This window comes from Rhizobium sp. BK377 (assembly GCF_014193935.1).
Taxonomy (GTDB): Bacteria; Pseudomonadota; Alphaproteobacteria; order Rhizobiales; family Rhizobiaceae; genus Rhizobium.
Window position 1 is genome coordinate 44,575 of record NZ_JACIAC010000001.1, and the last position, 17,135, is coordinate 61,709.

A 17,135-nucleotide genomic window follows, 5' to 3' on the forward strand; every position below is an offset into this window, starting at 1 on the left:
TTTCAGCCCGTCGGGACTTACTCCACAGTTACCGATTTTGCGAGATTGCGCGGCTGGTCGACGTCCGTGCCCATGAAGACCGCCGTATGGTAGGCGAGCAGTTGGATCGGTAGCGAAAAGACCATCGGCGAGATGATTTCATCGACATTCGGAAGCGTGATCGTCGCCATCGTCGGCAGTTTCGAAGCAGCCGCACCGTTCTCATCGGTGATGAAGATGATCCGGCCGCCGCGGGCTGCGACTTCCTGCATATTAGAGACGGTCTTTTCGAAGAAACGGTCATAGGGTGCGATGACGATAACGGGCATGTTTTCGTCGATCAACGCGATCGGCCCATGCTTCAGCTCGCCGGCGGCATAACCTTCCGCATGGATGTAGGAGATTTCCTTGAGCTTCAGTGCACCTTCCATGGCGAGCGGGAAGCTGGTGCCGCGGCCGAGATAGAGCACGTCCTTGCACTTGGAGAGTTCGCGGGACAAGCCTTCCATCTGCGGCTGGATGAGATTGAGCACGCGGCTCATGATGCGTGGCATTTCCGCCAGATGGCGCACCAACTCCTTCTCGTCGTCGGCGCTGATCGTACCGCGAGCACGACCGGCACCGATCGCCAGCGAAGCAAGAACGGCAAGCTGGCAGGTAAAAGCCTTGGTGGAGGCGACGCCGATTTCCGGGCCGGCCATGATCGGGAAAACGGCATCGGATTCGCGGGCAATGGTCGATTCCCGCACGTTGACGACCGCGCCGATCTTCAGGCCATTTTCCTTACAATAGCGCAGCGAGGCCAGCGTATCGGCGGTTTCTCCCGACTGAGAGATGAAGAGAGCTGCCTGTGAGGGCTGCAGCGGCATTTCGCGGTAACGGAATTCCGAGGCGACATCGATTTCGACCGGCAGGCGCGCATAGCGCTCGAACCAGTACTTGCCGATCAAGCCGGCGAGATAAGCGGTGCCGCAAGCCGAGATCGCAAGGCCGGTCGCCGCCTTGAAATCGATGGCGGATGCATTCGGGCTGATCGTGTTGGCCGCGAAATCCACGTAATGGCTGAGCGCGTGGGAGATGACTTCCGGTTGCTCGTAGATTTCCTTTTCCATGAAGTGACGGTGATTGCCCTTGTCGACCACATAGGCCGTCGCCTGGGAAATCTGCCGCGGACGCTTAACCACCTTGCCGGAAAAATCGAGCACGGTCGCGCCTTCGCGGGTGATTATGGCCCAATCGCCGTCGACGAGATAGGTGATCTCGTTCGTGAAGGGCGACAGCGCGATGGCATCAGATCCCAGGAACATCTCGCCCCTGCCATAACCAATGGCAAGCGGCGGGCCGGAGCGGGCGGCCATGATCGTGTCGGGGTCGCTCTTCAGCATGACGGCGAGCGCATAGGCGCCGGTGACGCGGTTCAGCATCTTCAGCATCGCCTCGCGCGGCGACAGGCCTTCGCGCAGATATTTCGCCATGAGGTGGGCGACAACTTCCGTATCGGTCTGGCTTTGAAAGGCAGCGCCTTCGTGGCTCAGTTCATCGCGCAGTTCGGAGAAATTTTCGATGATGCCGTTATGGACGACGGCGACGCCTTCGACGAAATGCGGATGGGCGTTGGTCTCGTTCGGCACGCCATGGGTTGCCCACCGCGTGTGGGCAATGCCGGTCGTTCCCCGAAGCGGCTCGCTGTCGAGGCGCTTCTCCAGATTGAAGAGCTTGCCCTCGGCACGGCGGCGATCCATGATGCCCTCATGGATCGTGGCGACGCCGGCGGAATCGTAACCGCGATACTCCAGCCGCTTCAGCGCATCGACAAGACGGCCCGCAACCGGCGCATTTCCGACGATCCCCACAATTCCGCACATGCAAACATCCCCTAAGGCATCAATATCGACGCCAGTCCTAGCGATTCCCGCTTATTTCTCAATTGGTACGGCGGTCACTTTCGATTTCCGCGCGTTACGGAAGAAGGCTCAGCCCTTGGCTTTCTTCGCCGCCTTGACGGCAAGCGCCCGCTCATGCAGCAGCTTTGCCCGCTCAGGCTTTATCTCCTGTCTGGCACGGCCAAAGGCAAGCGCTTCTGCGGGCACATCGGCCGTGATGACGCTGCCCGAAGCGATATAGGCGCTGTCGCCGATCGTCAGGGGTGCAACCAGCGAGGAGTTCGAACCGATGAAGGCATCCTTGCCTATGACCGTCTCGAACTTGTTCACCCCGTCATAATTGCAGGTGATAGTGCCCGCGCCGATATTGGTGCCCGAGCCGATGACGGCATCGCCGATATAGGTCAGATGGTTGACCTTGGCGCCTTCGCCGATTTTCCCGTTCTTGACCTCACAGAAATTGCCGACCTTGGAGCCGAGGGCGAGATCCGCACCCGGCCGCAGGCGCGCAAAAGGACCGACGGTCGCGCCTTCGCTCACATGTGCGCCTTCGATATGCGAGAAGGCATGGATGACAGCACCACTGTCGATGACGGCTCCGGGGCCGAAGACGACGTTCGGCTCGATCAGCGCATCCTGGCCGATGACGGTGTCATAGGAGAGGAAGACCGTTTCCGGGGCGATCATCGTCACGCCGGAAAGCATCAGCTCCTGGCGGCGGCGTTCCTGCCAGAGGCGCTCGATGACGGCAAGTTCGGCACGGTTGTTGCAGCCGGTCATCTCGACCTCAGGCGCATCGACGGCAGTCACGCGGCCGCCGAGTGAGCGGGCGATCTCAACGAGATCGGTCAGATAATATTCGCCCTTGGCATTGCCGTTACCGATACGTGACAGTAGGTCGAGCGCCTTGCGTCCGTTGATGGCCATCAGGCCGCTGTTGCACCAGGTGACGGTGCGCTCGGCATCCGTCGCATCCTTCTCCTCGCGGATGGCCATCAGCTCACCATCCTTGACGAGCAGGCGGCCATAGCCGGTCGGGCGGTCAGTGTGGAAACCGATGACGACGATGTCGCTGCCCTCGGCCAGCGCCTTACGGGCTTCAAGCAACGGGCCGGCCGTCTGCAGCGGCACATCGCCATAAGTGACGAGGATATCGTCATAGCCCTCGGCAATCGCCTCACGGGCGGCGAGAACGGCGTGGCCGGTGCCGAGGCGCTGTTCCTGCAGATAAGATCTGATCTTCACGCCGCCGATATCGCCAGCCTTCGCCACTTTCTCGGCATCGCGACCGACGACAAGGGCGACGGAGGAAATGTCGGTTGCGGCCACTGCACCGACGACATGAGCGATCATCGGCCGGCCAGCGACCTCATGCAGCACCTTCGACTTTGCGGACTTCATTCGCGTGCTGTCGCCGGCGGCGAGAATGACGGCAAGGCAGGTGCGTTCCATGGCAGACTCCGAGAATCCATTGCAAATCGGCTGTTCTGCCGCTCATAGCAGCAAGGTGAGGCTTCAAAAAGTCGAAATCGGCAAGGAAATGGTGGTTTCGGCGAGCGCGGAGAAGGCTTCGTGAACGTGTTCTCTGCCGTCGACGATGACATCTTCCATTGCCTTGCGCGCCGCTGCGCTATTGCCCGCGGCGATGGCATCGACGATGCGCATGTGCGTTTCGGCTATGTTGGCAAAACCGTTCTGCGAGGGGGGCGTACTCATGCGAAACATGCCGACGAGTGCCGCTTCGATGAGCCCGCCGAGCGTGCGCATGAAGGGGTTGTGAGATGCCTCCGAAACGGCGAGATGGAACCGCAGATCGGCAAGTGCCAGGCTGTCGGCGGTATGGTCGCTGGCGGCCATGTCGAGCGCCAGGCCACGCAACAATTCGATCTCCTCCGGGCTCGCGCGTTCCGCCACGAGGCCTGCGGCAAAAGGTTCGAAAGCTAGCCGGATATCGTAAAGCTGCAGGAGAAACTCTTCACTGACACCGTTGGCGAAATGCCAGGAGATGATCTCGGTGTCGAACATGTTCCAGAAATTCTTTTCCGTCACACGCGTGCCGACACGCGCCTTTGCAACGACCATGCCTTTGGCGGCGAGCGTCTTCATCGTTTCACGCAGTACCGTGCGCGATACTTTGAAGCGCTGCGCCAATTCTCCGTCTCCGGGCAGGATCGTACCGACGGGATAGGTGCCGGAAACGATTGCCCGGCCGAGCTCATCGACGACATGCGCGTGACTTGTTTGGGTTCTTCGCCCTGCCTTACCGGTTTCAAGCGTTTTGTTGCGCAATCCGTCGCTCCTCCTACCCATATCTCCTGTTCAGACTGGAAAGGAAAAGGATGGCTTTCTGCATTACCATGAATGCAAAAAGCAGCAGGCCAATCAGGATTTTCGTCCACCAGCTCGACAGCGTACCGTCGAAGGTAATGTAAGTCTGAATGAGCCCCTGGATCAGCAGACCGATGAAGGTCCCTGCCACGAATCCCGCTCCTCCTGTCAGCAGTGTCCCTCCGATGACGACTGCCGCGATGGCGTCCAGTTCGACGCCCACCGCTGCTAGAGAATATCCGGCAGATGTGTACAGGGAAAAAACGATTCCGGATAGGCCAGCCAGGAAACCCGACAGCGCGTAGATCTGGATCGTCGTGCGCGCCACGGGAACGCCCATCAATTGTGCCGTCTGCACGCCACCGCCCAGCGCATAGACATTGGTTCCAAATCGGGTGCGATGGGCGATGAAGATGCCGGCGGCGAAAACGATCAGCATGATGGCGCCGATCAGCGTCAGGCGCCCGCCGCCCGGCAGACGATAGTAGAGGCTGGTCAGCGTCGAATAATATTCATGATTGATCGGAATGCTGTCGATCGACAGAACGTAGGCCATGCCGCGAGCAAGGAACATCCCGGCAAGTGTCACGATGAAGGGCGGCATCTGCAGGAAATGGATGATCACGCCCATGACCGCGCCGAAGGCCGTAGTGATGATGAGCACGATCGCGAAAGCAGCCAGCGGGTGAATGCTGGTGTTCTGCAGGATAACGGCCAGAAAAACACCGGTAAAGGCGATGATGGACCCGATCGACAGATCGATGCCGCCGGAGATAATGACGAAGGTCATACCGACGGCAGCAATGCCGAGGAACGCGTTGTCGGTTAGCAGGTTGCCGATGACACGGGTCGACAAGATGTTCGGATATTGCAGCGTGCAGACCGCATAAGCGAGCACGAAGATGACAACCGTCGCAAGGAGCGGCAAGTATTTGGAATTCATTTGCGCCCCCCTGCGTTCGTCTGGCGTGTCAGGAAGCTGGTCAGCGATTGCATGGCTGGCGACTGGATCACCAGAATGACGAGGATAATGACGGCTTTGATGATGAGGTTGAACTCCGGCGGAAAGCCGGACAGCAGGATGCCTGTATTGACCGCCTGGATGATCATCGCACCGATCAGTGACCCGATAATACTGAATCGGCCGCCGAGCAGCGAATTGCCGCCGACGACCACGGCCAGGATGGCGTCAAGCTCCAGCCATAGTCCGGCATTGTTGGCATCTGCCCCCTTGATGTCGGCGGCGACGATGATGCCGGCGATGGAAGCGCAGAGGCCGCTCAGCATATAGACCGCCATCAGCAGCACCGGCGTCTGTACGCCAGACAGTGTGCTGGCCCGCCTGTTGATGCCAACAGCCTCAATCAGCATGCCGAGCGCTGTGCGGCGGACCAGCAGGATGACCAGCAAGCCGACGATCAGCCAGATGACGACTGGCATGGGCAGGAAGGCGAAGGAGCCGCTGCCGAGAAAGATCAGCCCGTCATTGTTGAAGGTCATAATGACCCCTTCGGTGATGAGCTGCGCGATCCCGCGACCGGCGACCATCAGAACGAGGGTCGCGATGATCGGCTGGATATTGAGGACGGCCACGAGGAAGCCGTTCCAGAAGCCACAGAGCAGACCGATGACAACGGTGAGCGCCAGCGTATAGGCAAGCGAATTGCCTTCGACGATCGACGAGGCTGCGACGGCGCCGCAAATCGCAATGACCGCACCGACCGAAAGGTCGATGCCCTTGGTGGCGATCACGAGCGTCATGCCGATGGCGAGCAACGCCACGGGCGCGCCACGATTGAGCACGTCGATGAGGCTCCCATAGAGCCGGCCATTTTGAACAATCATATCAAGAAATTGCGGGAAGAAGCTGAAATTCAAAAGAAGAACAACCAAAAGCGCAATCAATTGCGGCGCAAGACGAAAGCCCAGCGCCTTCAGCGAGGCAGTCATGCATCCTCCGTTCGTTTGTCGCCCGCAGCGATGGCGTCGACGATGCCGGCAGCGGTTATGCGCTCACCGGTCAATTCAGCGATATGTTCGCGGTCGCGCAGCACGATGACGCGAGAACTGTAGGCAACCAGCTCCTCCAGTTCCGAAGAAATGACGATCAGCGACATGCCCCTGGCGCACAGTTGCTCGATCAGCTTGATGATCTCGGCATGGGCACCGACATCGATGCCGCGGGTCGGTTCGTCCAGGATCAGGAAATCGGGATTGGTGGCGAGCCAGCGAGCAAGGATCGCCTTTTGCTGATTGCCGCCCGACAGAAGCCGAATAGGCTTTTCACGGTCGGTCGTGCGGATATCGAGCGCCTTGATGTATTCGTCGGCGATCGCATTCTGTTCGGCGCGCGAAAGCGGCCGCGCCCAGCCTCGGCGCGCCTGCAAGGCAAGCGCTATGTTTTCGCGGATCGACAGGTCGCCGATGATGCCATCCGTCTTGCGATCTTCCGGGCAGAAGCCGAAGCCCCTGGCGATTGCGGCACGTGGGCTCGACAGCGTCACCGGCGCGCCATCGATCCTGGCGACGCCGCTGTCGGCGCTTTCGATGCCGAACATGAGTTCTGCTGTTTCCGTGCGCCCGGAGCCGAGAAGTCCGGCAATGCCGACAACTTCGCCGACGCGGACTTCGAGATCGAAGGGTTTCACCTTGCCGCGTTTTCCAAAGCCCTCGAAAGCATATTTGACCTCGCCGGCGGCAATCATGCGTTCCTTGGCGGCATGTTCCGTCTGGGCGAGTTCGCGCCCGAGCATCATGGCGATCAGGTTCTGCCGCGACAGTTCGGCTGCCTCGTGCGTACCCACAAGCCGGCCGTTGCGCAGCACGGTGATGCGGTCACTGACGGCATAGACCTGTTCGAGAAAATGAGTAATGAAGACAATACCCAATCCGCGCTTCTTCAAGTCATTTATGATGCGGAAAAGCATCTCGACTTCATGGGTATCGAGGCTGGCGGTGGGCTCGTCGAGAATGAGCACCTTGCCCGACAGATCGACGGCGCGAGCGATCGCGACGATCTGCTGGACGGCGACCGAGAAGCGGTCGAGCTGTGCGGTTACATCAATGTCGAGGCCGTAGCCTGCCAGAAGCTCACGGGCATTCCGGTTCATGGTACGGGCATCGATCATACCGAACCGCTTCGGCTGGCGTCCGAGGAAGAGGTTTTCCGCGACACTGAGATTGGAGAGGAGGTTGACCTCCTGGTAGACGGTGCCGATGCCGAGCTTCTGGGCGGCCAGCGTATCGGCCGGATCAATCTCGTGATCTTCCAGTGTCAGGCTTCCGCCGTCGCGACGATAGGCGCCGGTAATGCATTTGATGAGCGTCGACTTGCCGGCGCCGTTTTCGCCGAGCAACGCGTGAACCTCGCCGCGGCGCAGCGTGAAATCCACCTTATCCAGGGCGATAGCGCCGGGGAAGAATTTCGCTATGGCCGAGGCTGCGAGAATATTCTCGAAATTGTGAACCATGAGGGCTGCTGTTTCCTGATATTGCGCCTTACGCCTGTGCCAAAACCAGGCATGACGCCCGGTCCGACACTGGCAGTTCCGCACCAGTCCAAGATGGACCGGTGCGGTTCCAGGTTCAAATCAGTAGCCCTGACCCTTCTTCTCTTCGTAGACCTTCATCGGGTCGTCAGCCGGCGTATAGAGCTTGGACTCGGTCTGGATCCACTTCGGCGGAGCCTTCTTGTCTTTCAGGTAGGCATCGAGCGCATCGAAGGCCGGACCTGCCATGTTCGGCGTCAGCTCGACCGTGGCGTTGGATTCGCCTTCAGACATGGCCTTGAAGATATCGGGCACGGCGTCGATGGAGACGACGAGGATATCCTTGCCCGGCTTCAGGCCGGCTTCCTTGATGGCCTGGATGGCGCCGACGGCCATGTCGTCGTTATGGGCGTAGAGCGCGCAGATATTCTTGCCGCCATTCTCGGCCTTCAGGAAGCTTTCCATGACTTCCTTGCCCTTGGTGCGGGTGAAGTCACCGGTCTGGCTGCGAACGATCTTGAGGTTGTCGTGGCCGGCAAGAGCCTCTTCGAAACCCTTCTTGCGGGCGATGGCCGGCGACGAACCGGTCGTGCCCTGCAGCTCGACGACATTGCACTTCTTGTCGCCGACGGTCTTGACCAGGAAGTCGCCTGCGACCTTGCCTTCATGGACCAGGTCGGAGGTAACCGCCGTCAGATAGAGATCGTCAGGAGCCTTGATGGTACGGTCGAGAAGGATGACCGGAATCTTGGCTTCCTTAGCTTCCTTCAGAACGTCGTCCCAGCCGGTTTCGACAACAGGAGCAATGAGAATGGCATCGACGCCCTGAGCAATGAAGGAGCGCAAAGCCTTGATCTGGTTTTCCTGCTTCTGCTGCGCATCGGCAAACTTCAGATCGATGCCGCGCTTCTTGGCCTGTTCCTTGGTCACTGTCGTTTCAGCCGCGCGCCAGCCCGATTCCGAACCGATCTGCGAGAAGCCGACAGTCAAGCCGGCGGCCGAAGCCGAACCGAACATGCAGGCAGCCAGAATCGTGGCACTCAAAAGTGCAGTCTTCAATTTCATGATTTCCTCTCCCAATGCCGCTCCTTCGCGGCGCAGGGTCAAAAAATCATATAGTATTACTTTTGTAAATGCGCATTTTGGTATGCACCGCAGCAAAAAAGGCGCTCTTTTCAGAACGCCTTTTCGCAACTGCGAGTTACAAATCTGCTTATTGTGCCGGTAGCTTGTCATCCACGCCTTCGACGTAGAAGTTCATGCCGAGCAACGTGCCGTCATCGGCCTTTTCGCCGGCCTTCAGCCAAGGCGTGCCGTCCTGCTTGTTGATCGGACCGGTGAACGGATGCAGTTCGCCGGACTTGATCTTGGCTTCGGTTTCCTCAGCCATTTTCTTCACGTCGTCAGGCATATTCGTGTAGGGCGCCATCTTGAGGATGCCGTCCTTCAGGCCGTCCCAGCTCTGCTCGGACTTCCAGGTGCCGTCGAGAAGGGCATGCACGCGCTTGGAGTAGTAGTTGCCCCAGGTATCGACGATCGCCGTCAGCTGAGCCTTCGGACCGGCTGCGATCATGTCGGATGCCTGACCAAACGCGTGGATGCCGCGTTCTTCGGCAACCTGCATCGGCGCGGTGGTGTCGGTGTGCTGGGTCAGCACGTCGACGCCCTGGTCGATCATGGCCTTGGCAGCGTCTGCTTCCTTGCCCGGGTCGAACCAGGTGTTGACCCAGATAACCTTGAGCTTGAAGCTCGGATCGATTGACTTTGCACCCTGCTCGAAGGAGTTGATGCCCATGACCACTTCCGGGATCGGGAAGGAGGCGATGTAGGCAGCGCCGTGATTCTTCGAGGTCTTGGCGGCGATCTGGCCGAGGATGTAACGGCCTTCATAGAAGCGGGAATTGTAGGTCGCGAGGTTCGGGCCGGACTTGTAGCCGGTTCCGTGCTCGAACTTGACCTTCGGGAACTTGGCGGCAACCTTGACTGTCGCGTCCATGAAGCCGAAGGACGTCGTGAAAATCAGCTGGCAGCCGGAGCGGGCAAGGCGCTCGATGGCGCGCTCGGCATCCGGGCCTTCCGGCACGTTTTCGAGATAGGGTGTTTCAATCTTGTCGCCGAACTCGGCCTGCACCTGCTGGCGGCCGACATCGTGCGCTTGCGAATAACCGCCGTCGTTGTGGGCGCCGACATAGACGAAGCAGACCTTCGTCTTGTCCGCTGCCGCGGCGGCGGAGGATATGCCGATCACGGCTGCGGCCGATGCGGCAAGTGTGAGTGCGAACTTCTTCATAGTGACCCCTGTTGGTTTGAAGTTATTCCGAAAACCCGTCTCGATGTTCTTGTTCTATCGCTCCGGTACGAAGGCTTTTCCAAGCGACGCGGGCGTATTGATCAACGTCGTGCGTCGATTATGAGAAATGATGATGAGAACCACAATAGTCGCGACATAGGGCAGCATCGAGAGGAACTGCGCGGGGATGCCGAGACCAAAGGCCTGCGCATGAAGCTGCAGGATCGTGACCGCTCCGAAGAGATAACCACCGGCAAAGACCCGCCACGGGCGCCAGGAGGCGAAGACCACTAACGCAAGCGTGATCCAGCCGCGTCCCGCCGACATGTTCTCCACCCATTGCGGTGTATAGACCAGCGAAAGCTGCGCGCCGGCAAGACCCGCGCAGGCACCGCCGAACATCACCGCCAGATAGCGCGTTCGGATGACATGAATGCCGAGTGCGTGGGCAGAACCGTGGCTGTCGCCGATCGCCCTGAGTTTCAGGCCGGAGCGGCTTCTGAACAGGAACCAGCTCACTCCAAGGAGCAAGGCGATCGATAGGTAGAAGATCAGGTCCTGCTTGAAGAGAACCGGACCGATAAAGGGAATATCGGACAGGAGCGGGATGACGATCTCTTTCAGTTGAATGCCGGGGACGCTGACATAGGGTTCGCCGAGCTGGCCGGAGACACCAAGGCCGAGAAGGGTCAGCGCCAGGCCGGTCGCCACCTGGTTTGCCACCAGCGTCAGTGTCAGGAAGGCGAAGAGCAGTGAAAAAAGCGCGCCGGCGGCAATGCCGCAGATGATGCCGATATAAGGTGAGCCCGAGATCTGCGCGCCGGCAAAGGCGGCGACAGCACCCATGATCATCATGCCCTCGACGCCGAGATTGAGGACGCCCGAGCGCTCTGTCACGAGTTCGCCGAGCGCTGCGATGACGAGCGGCGTGGAGGCGGTGATGACAGTCAGAAGAATGGCTTCGAAGATGCTCATGCCACGCTGCCCCTCACCCGCGACCAGACGATGCGGATTTTGTAATAGATCAGCGTATCGCAGGAGAGCACGAAGAAAAGGATGAGCCCCTGGAAGACGCGGGTGACCTTGTCCGAAACACCGATCGAAAGCTGCGCCGCCTCACCGCCCAGATAGGTCAGCGCCAGCACCAGACCAGAAGCAATGATACCGAGCGGATTGAGACGACCGAGGAAGGCGACGATGATGGCGGTGAAGCCGTAGCCAGGCGAAATCGCCGGCTGCAGGTGGCCGATCGAGCCCGAAACCTCGCAAATACCGGCAAGGCCCGCCAGCGCGCCGGAAAAGAGGAAACTGAACCAGATCATCTTCTTCGACGAGAAGCCTGCGAAGCGCCCTGCCCGTTCCGACTGGCCGAGCACGACGACTTCGAAGCCCTTCAGAGTGAAGCGCATCATGAACCAGACGAGAACAGCTGCGACGATCGCGAAAATGAAGGCCCAATGGGCGCGGCCGGACTCCTCCCAGATTGCCGGCACGATCGCCTCCGGCGCAAAGTCCCGCGAGACCGGGAAGTTGAAGCCCTTCGGATCACGCCATGCGCCGCGGATCAGCCAGTCGAGAAAGAGCTGGGCAATATAGACCAGCATCAGCGATGTCAGGATCTCATTGGTGTTGAAATGCGCCTTCAGCAACGCCGGAATGGCGGCAAACAGCGCGCCGCCGAGTGCACCCAGAATCAGCATCAGCGGCAGCACGAGCGGGGAATGCCAGTCGTAGAAGATGACCGGGATATAGGAGCCGGTGATCGCGCCGATGGTGAACTGACCTTCGGCGCCGATATTCCAGTTGTTGGAGCGATAGCAGACGGCGAGACCGACGGCGATCAGGATCAGCGGTGCTGCCTTGACCGCCAATTCGTGCAGCGACCAGACTTCCAGAAGCGGCTCGAGAAAGAAGGCATCCAGTGCCTCGACCGGATCCTTGCCTAGCATTGCGAACATGATCGCGCCTGCGATCAGCGTCAGGACGAGAGCGAGGAGCGGTGAAACGAAGGCGTAGAGCTTCGAGACCTGCGGGCGCTTTTCAAGCTCAATGCGCATCAGCGGCCTCCGCGGCATGCTTGCCTTCATGCAGTCCGCCCATCAGCAGGCCAATCTTCTCGCGCGTGAGTTCACCTGCCGCATAGGGCTTTGAAAGGCGTCCTTCGGAAATGACAGCAATATCTGTCGCCACCTCGAAGATTTCGTCGAGATCCTGGCTGATGAGGACGACGGCGGAGCCCGCTTTTGCCAGATCCACAAGCGCTTGGCGGATGCGGCTTGCAGCACCGGCATCAACACCCCAAGTCGGCTGATTTACGACAAGAACGGCCGGCTGGCGATCAAGCTCTCGGCCGACGATGAATTTCTGCAGATTGCCGCCTGAGAGCGAACCCGCGGCGGGATCATCGCCACTCTTGCGCACGTCCATCGCCTCTGAGATGCGCCGTGCAGCGGATTTCACCGCGCCCTGCCTGATGATGCCGAGAACGCCGAGAAAGGCCTTGCGGTCCGACTGGCTGCGCGCCAGCACGAGATTGTCGGAAAGTTTCATGGTGGAAATGGCCGCATGACCATGCCGCTCCTCCGGCACGAAGCCGGCACCAAGCAGGCGGCGGGCCGTGATTCCCTGCGTTCCGACAGGCTTCTTGCGGATCACGATCGCTTCGGCCGACGACACCGGATATTCGCCCGACAGCGCATCGAAGAGTTCACTCTGGCCATTACCCGCAACACCGGCAATGGCAAGGATTTCTCCGGAGCGCACGCTCATCGAAACATCGCGCAGCGGCATGGCAAAGGGCGTCCCTGCAGCAACGGAGAGGTTCGAAACGGCGAGTTGCACGTCGCCCTTATCGCTACGCTCGGGATGGGTGACTGCCGCCACCTCACTGCCGACCATCATGCGGGCGAGAGAGGCGGGGGTTTCCTGCTTCGGATCGCAGGCGCCGGTCACACGGCCGTGGCGGAGCACGGTGGCGCGATCGCAAATGCGCTGCACCTCTTCCAGGCGGTGGCTGATATAGAGGACGGAGCGCCCCTCGGCACGCAGCTTGAAGAGGGTTTCGAAGAGCTTGTCGGCCTCCTGCGGCGTCAGCACCGATGTCGGTTCGTCGAGGATGATGAGCTTCGGGTTCTGCAAGAGCGCGCGGACGATCTCGATGCGCTGGCGCTCGCCAACCGAGAGATCGGCGACATGCGCATGCGGATCGAGCGGCAGACCATAGGCCGCAGACAGTGCCCTCGCCTCCTCGGCGATCCTGCCGGTCGGAATCCTGTCATCAAGCGAAAGCGCGATATTTTCGGCAACAGTCAGTGCCTCAAACAGCGAAAAATGCTGAAAGACCATGCCGATGCCGAGCCTGCGGGCCTCGCCCGGCGAGCTGATCGTGACTGGCCTGCCTTCCCAGAGGATATGGCCGCCCGTCGGCTCCAGAACGCCAAACAGCATCTTGACCAGCGTGGATTTGCCTGCGCCATTTTCGCCGAGGAGCGCATGAATTTCGCCCGGCGCTATATCGAGATCGATTTCATTGCAGGCGGCAAAGCTACCGAAGAATTTCGTCAGCTTCTGCACCGATAACAACGCGCCGGAAGCCGGCACATTCAATGGCGACACGTTCCCCTCATTTCTTCTGCCGACCGGTCCTTTTGGATCTCATGGAATCAGCAGCGTCGTTCCGGTTGTTTTTCTTGTTTCCAGATCCGCGTGCGCCCGCCCAACCTCACGCAGCGGATAGGTTTGGTTGATATTGATACGCACTTTGTTGCTCTGCACAACATCAAATAGATTGTTTGCACAATCGGTCAGTTCCTGACGCGAGGCAATATAAGTGAAGAGCGTCGGGCGCGTGGCATAGAGAGAGCCCCTCTGAGCGAGGTGCGCCATCGTGAAATTCTCGATCGCGCCCGAAGATTGACCAAAGGACGCGAAGAGGCCGCGTGGCTTCAGGCAATCCAGCGATTGTGGGAAAGTGTCTCGGCCGATCGAGTCATAAACCACGTCGACGCCCTTGCCCCCGGTGATCTCCCGCACGCGCTCGGCGAAATTCTCAGTTTTGTAATTGATGACATGGTCATAGCCATGATCGAGCGCCAGTTGGACCTTGTCGGCCGAACCCGCCGTGCCGATGACGGTTGCGCCGAGCGCCTTTGCCCACTGGCCGGCGATGAGACCGACGCCGCCGGCTGCGGCATGGAACAGCAATACTGTCTCAGGGCCGACCTTGAAGGTGCGGTTCAGCAGATACTCGGCCGTCATGCCCTTCAGGGTCATGGCGGCTGCGGTTTCCAGGCTGACGCTGTCGGGCACCTTCACCAGATGTTTCGTCTCGATATTGCGCTCCACGCTATAGGCGCCATCGGCACTGGCATAGGCGACACGGTCGCCCACGGCAAAATCGGTCACACCGGGACCAATTGACGTGACGACACCGGCGCCTTCCTTGCCGGTCACGAAAGGCAGATGCGGGGCCTTGTAGGTACCGTCACGGAAATAGACGTCGATGAAGTTCAGCCCGACCGCTTGTTGGCGGATCTGCACCTGACCCGCTGATGGCGGCGGCAGATCGATATCGACATATTCGAAAACCTCGGGACCACCGTTTCTGGAGAAAGAAACCGCCTTCGTCTTTGTCATCTCAGTCTACCTCATTTACGTCCAAGCGCCGGGAAGAATTGGAGCACCGCACCGATGACGTAAAGGTAGATGCCGCTCACGATGAAGAGAACGACGGCCCATTGCGGCATGTCGAAATGCATCAACAGCGAATAGGCACCAAGTGCTGACCACAGCAGAAAGATACCGAGATTCAGCGGGCGCAGGCGCTGGACCCGCACGGGATGCAGGAAGTTGATCGGCAAAAAGGTCAGGATCACGGAGACGGTGACGACGATAAAGGCCGTCATCTCGCTCGCATGCATGACGAAGAGCGTGAAGACCACCATGTTCCAGACGACGGGGAAACCGGAAAAGAAATACTCCTCCGTCTTCATGCCCATATCGGCATAGTAGATGGCGCTCGACACGACGATCATGCCGGCGGCGGCGAAGGACCAGGGTTCGCCGATCATACCGCTCTGATAGAGAGCAAAGGCCGGGAGCAGCACATAGGTCACGTAATCGATGATGTTGTCGAGCGTATCGCCAGACCAGTTGGGCAGCACTTCCTTGACGCGCACCTTGCGGGCAATCGGCCCATCGATACCGTCGACCAGAAGTGCCAGGCCCAGCCACCAGAACATGTCGATGAAGCGGTGCTCGGCGGCGGCTACCACGCCGAGAAACGCGAGAAAGGAACCGGATGCCGTCAGAATATGGACGGAAAATGCGCGCATTTCCGCGTATGGAACGCGCTTGTAATTGAAAATCTTCATGTTCCCCCGTGCTACCTGTCGCGCCCGCGTCGCGGCGGGCGTCGTTTTTTGCCTAATATGCATCCTTTGAATAGCTTAGCCAGCGCAAAAGCGACAGTTCGCCACAGGCCAGTGAATCCTGACCGTGACATGCATATTTCGCTCCCCAGGCATGCGATGGAATGGATTGCCTTTAATTTAGCGGGGTTTTGTAATATCTGCCTCGCATGCCCTGATTATCCTGCGAACGACGAGCCCGATATCGAAATGAACGCACCCGCAAAGACCGAAGAATTCGCATCCGCCATTCCCGCCGGCGTTTACGCCGAGACGGTGCTGAGCGTGACGCATTACACTGACCGGCTCTTCCGTTTCACGATGACCCGGCCAGATGGCTTCCGTTTCCGTTCGGGCGAGTTTGCGATGATCGGCCTCATGGTTGAAGGCAAGCCGGTCTTCCGCGCCTATTCGATCGCAAGCCCGGCCTGGGCTGAAGAACTGGAATTCTTCTCCATCAAGGTCCCGAATGGCCCGCTGACCTCGCACCTACAGCTCATCAAGCCGGGCGACCAGGTGCTGATGCGCAAGAAGCCGACAGGCACGCTTGTTCTCGATGCGCTGACGCCCGGCAAGCGTCTCTACATGTTCTCGACCGGCACCGGCATCGCGCCCTTCGCGAGCCTGATCCGCGATCCGGAGACCTACGAGAAGTTCGATGAGGTCATCCTCACCCATACGACACGCGAGATATCTGAGCTGAAATACGGCTTCGATCTCATCCACGAGATCCAGAACGACGAACTCCTCCAGGAAGTCGTCGGCGACAAGCTGCGCCACTATGCGACGGTCACCCGCGAAGATTTCGAATATCGCGGCCGTATCACCGACCTGATTTCCTCGGGCAAGCTCTTCACCGATCTCGGCGTGCCGCCGATCGATCCGGCTGTCGACCGCGGCATGATCTGCGGTTCTTCCGCCATGCTGAAGGACACCAAGGAGCTTCTGGAAAAGGCCGGCCTCAACGAGGGCGCCAACAGCAAGCCCGCTGAATTCGTGATTGAGCGCGCCTTCGTCGGCTGAGGCTGTAAACCCGATCCACAGGCAACGGCTCCGGAAACGGGGCCGTTTCTATTTTTGGCTCAGATAATCGATGAGGTCGGCCATGGCCTCGCGCGCCTGCTCGGCCTCGCCCTGATGAATGGCTTTAATGACAGTAACATGCAGGGAGATGGAGCGATCCATCCGTTCCGGATTGGCGGTCGAATACCAAAGACGGCGGGAATGGGTCTGGACCGGCCCCAATGCAGCGATCATGAAGCTGTTCGGACAAGCGTCCTCCAGGATCTCGTCAAAGGCCTTGTCGGCGGCGAAGAAGCCCGCGAGATCGCCGCGGACAGCGCATTCCTCCATCGCGCGCGCGCAGGCGGCAAGCCGTCCCCTCTGCTCCTCGTTGGCCGTATCTGCCACCAGAGCCGCAGCAATCGGCTCCAACTTGCGGCGCACCTGCATGACATTGGCGTGGTCTTCAGCGTGAATTTCTGCGATCTGCAGACCGACACGCGGCCTGACCAGGATTAGCCCCTGCCAAGCAAGTTTCTGGATTGCCTCCCGCACCGGCGTGCGGCCGTGGCCAGCAAGATCGATAAGCTGCTTTTCCGTTACCAACGCGCCCGGCGCCAAAGCCAGGGTCACGATGGCGTGCTCTAGTGCCAGATAGGCGAGATGGCTTAGCGATTCCTGCATGCGGGCGAATCCGAGGCTGATATATCAATACTGGCACGGTTGAATGCCGAAGACAAGTTATCCTGATATATCA

At 59.6% G+C, this 17,135-nt stretch carries 15 protein-coding genes; 1 reads left to right on the forward strand and 14 read right to left on the reverse strand.

Annotated features, from left to right (window positions below; translation table 11 throughout):
• Positions 1-17: 17 nt before the first annotated feature.
• The 13 genes from glmS to pcsA all read right to left on the reverse strand — a co-directional run bounded on the left by glmS (position 18) and on the right by pcsA (position 15,340).
• The gene (gene glmS, locus FHT92_RS00195; RefSeq protein ID WP_183821803.1) at positions 18-1,844 is read right to left on the reverse strand and encodes a glutamine--fructose-6-phosphate transaminase (isomerizing); all 1,827 of its coding nucleotides are present in this window, start codon (positions 1,842-1,844) and stop codon (positions 18-20) included.
• A gap of 108 nt (positions 1,845-1,952) precedes the next feature.
• Positions 1,953-3,314 (reverse strand): bifunctional UDP-N-acetylglucosamine diphosphorylase/glucosamine-1-phosphate N-acetyltransferase GlmU, encoded by a 1,362-nt coding sequence (gene glmU, locus FHT92_RS00200; protein ID WP_183821804.1) that lies wholly within the window; start codon positions 3,312-3,314, stop codon positions 1,953-1,955.
• Positions 3,315-3,377: 63 nt separating this feature from the next.
• A complete protein-coding gene (locus FHT92_RS00205; RefSeq protein WP_183821806.1) occupies positions 3,378-4,151 on the reverse strand; it encodes a FadR/GntR family transcriptional regulator in 774 nt (257 codons plus the stop codon).
• Positions 4,152-4,164: 13 nt separating this feature from the next.
• Positions 4,165-5,133 (reverse strand): galactofuranose ABC transporter, permease protein YjfF, encoded by a 969-nt coding sequence (gene yjfF, locus FHT92_RS00210; protein ID WP_183747311.1) that lies wholly within the window; start codon positions 5,131-5,133, stop codon positions 4,165-4,167.
• Positions 5,130-6,140 carry an ABC transporter permease gene (locus FHT92_RS00215; RefSeq protein ID WP_183747314.1) on the reverse strand — a complete coding sequence of 337 codons (1,011 nt, stop codon included), beginning with the start codon at positions 6,138-6,140 and terminating at the stop codon, positions 5,130-5,132. Before FHT92_RS00215 ends, yjfF begins: the two co-directional genes overlap by 4 nt.
• The gene (ytfR, locus tag FHT92_RS00220; RefSeq protein ID WP_183821808.1) at positions 6,137-7,660 is read right to left on the reverse strand and encodes a galactofuranose ABC transporter, ATP-binding protein YtfR; all 1,524 of its coding nucleotides are present in this window, start codon (positions 7,658-7,660) and stop codon (positions 6,137-6,139) included. The genes FHT92_RS00215 and ytfR overlap by 4 nt, the downstream gene beginning before the upstream one ends.
• Before the next feature lie 120 nt (positions 7,661-7,780).
• Positions 7,781-8,743 (reverse strand): galactofuranose ABC transporter, galactofuranose-binding protein YtfQ, encoded by a 963-nt coding sequence (gene ytfQ / locus FHT92_RS00225; RefSeq protein WP_183747320.1) that lies wholly within the window; start codon positions 8,741-8,743, stop codon positions 7,781-7,783.
• Between the two features lie 148 nt (positions 8,744-8,891).
• Positions 8,892-9,968, reverse strand: a complete 1,077-nt coding sequence (locus FHT92_RS00230; RefSeq protein WP_183747323.1) for a BMP family ABC transporter substrate-binding protein — start codon at positions 9,966-9,968, stop codon at positions 8,892-8,894.
• Positions 9,969-10,022: 54 nt separating this feature from the next.
• The gene (locus tag FHT92_RS00235; protein ID WP_183821810.1) at positions 10,023-10,943 is read right to left on the reverse strand and encodes an ABC transporter permease; all 921 of its coding nucleotides are present in this window, start codon (positions 10,941-10,943) and stop codon (positions 10,023-10,025) included.
• The gene (locus FHT92_RS00240) at positions 10,940-12,025 is read right to left on the reverse strand and encodes an ABC transporter permease (protein ID WP_183821812.1); all 1,086 of its coding nucleotides are present in this window, start codon (positions 12,023-12,025) and stop codon (positions 10,940-10,942) included. Before FHT92_RS00240 ends, FHT92_RS00235 begins: the two co-directional genes overlap by 4 nt.
• Positions 12,015-13,583 (reverse strand): ABC transporter ATP-binding protein, encoded by a 1,569-nt coding sequence (locus tag FHT92_RS00245; RefSeq protein WP_183821814.1) that lies wholly within the window; start codon positions 13,581-13,583, stop codon positions 12,015-12,017. The genes FHT92_RS00240 and FHT92_RS00245 overlap by 11 nt, the downstream gene beginning before the upstream one ends.
• A 39-nt stretch (positions 13,584-13,622) precedes the next feature.
• Complete coding sequence (locus tag FHT92_RS00250) at positions 13,623-14,603, reverse strand: quinone oxidoreductase family protein (protein WP_183821816.1); 981 nt, start codon at positions 14,601-14,603, stop codon at positions 13,623-13,625.
• A gap of 11 nt (positions 14,604-14,614) precedes the next feature.
• Positions 14,615-15,340: a phosphatidylcholine synthase gene (gene pcsA / locus FHT92_RS00255; protein ID WP_183821818.1), complete on the reverse strand. Its 726-nt coding sequence runs from the start codon at positions 15,338-15,340 to the stop codon at positions 14,615-14,617.
• A 246-nt stretch (positions 15,341-15,586) separates the two neighbouring features.
• On the opposite strand from pcsA, the gene FHT92_RS00260 reads away from it, so the two are divergent.
• Complete coding sequence (locus FHT92_RS00260; protein WP_183821820.1) at positions 15,587-16,399, forward strand: ferredoxin--NADP reductase; 813 nt, start codon at positions 15,587-15,589, stop codon at positions 16,397-16,399.
• 48 nt (positions 16,400-16,447) lie between these two features.
• Here the strand turns inward: FHT92_RS00260 and FHT92_RS00265 are convergent, their stop codons facing one another.
• Positions 16,448-17,062: a GntR family transcriptional regulator gene (locus FHT92_RS00265; protein WP_183747345.1), complete on the reverse strand. Its 615-nt coding sequence runs from the start codon at positions 17,060-17,062 to the stop codon at positions 16,448-16,450.
• Positions 17,063-17,135 lie beyond the last annotated feature (73 nt).

Excerpts from the sequence above, each read along its gene's own strand:
- FHT92_RS00230 (WP_183747323.1), bottom strand. The coding sequence starts at position 9,968 with ATGAAGAAGTTCGCACTCACACTTGCCGCATCGGCCGCAGCCGTGATC.
- FHT92_RS00250 (WP_183821816.1), bottom strand. The coding sequence starts at position 14,603 with ATGACAAAGACGAAGGCGGTTTCTTTCTCCAGAAACGGTGGTCCCGAG.
- ytfQ (WP_183747320.1), bottom strand. The coding sequence starts at position 8,743 with ATGAAATTGAAGACTGCACTTTTGAGTGCCACGATTCTGGCTGCCTGC.
- ytfR (WP_183821808.1), bottom strand. The coding sequence starts at position 7,660 with ATGGTTCACAATTTCGAGAATATTCTCGCAGCCTCGGCCATAGCGAAA.
- FHT92_RS00235 (WP_183821810.1), bottom strand. The coding sequence starts at position 10,943 with ATGAGCATCTTCGAAGCCATTCTTCTGACTGTCATCACCGCCTCCACG.
- FHT92_RS00260 (WP_183821820.1), top strand. The coding sequence starts at position 15,587 with ATGAACGCACCCGCAAAGACCGAAGAATTCGCATCCGCCATTCCCGCC.
- FHT92_RS00265 (WP_183747345.1), bottom strand. The coding sequence starts at position 17,062 with ATGCAGGAATCGCTAAGCCATCTCGCCTATCTGGCACTAGAGCACGCC.
- glmU (WP_183821804.1), bottom strand. The coding sequence starts at position 3,314 with ATGGAACGCACCTGCCTTGCCGTCATTCTCGCCGCCGGCGACAGCACG.
- glmS (WP_183821803.1), bottom strand. The coding sequence starts at position 1,844 with ATGTGCGGAATTGTGGGGATCGTCGGAAATGCGCCGGTTGCGGGCCGT.
- FHT92_RS00240 (WP_183821812.1), bottom strand. The coding sequence starts at position 12,025 with ATGCGCATTGAGCTTGAAAAGCGCCCGCAGGTCTCGAAGCTCTACGCC.
- FHT92_RS00215 (WP_183747314.1), bottom strand. The coding sequence starts at position 6,140 with ATGACTGCCTCGCTGAAGGCGCTGGGCTTTCGTCTTGCGCCGCAATTG.
- yjfF (WP_183747311.1), bottom strand. The coding sequence starts at position 5,133 with ATGAATTCCAAATACTTGCCGCTCCTTGCGACGGTTGTCATCTTCGTG.
- pcsA (WP_183821818.1), bottom strand. The coding sequence starts at position 15,340 with ATGAAGATTTTCAATTACAAGCGCGTTCCATACGCGGAAATGCGCGCA.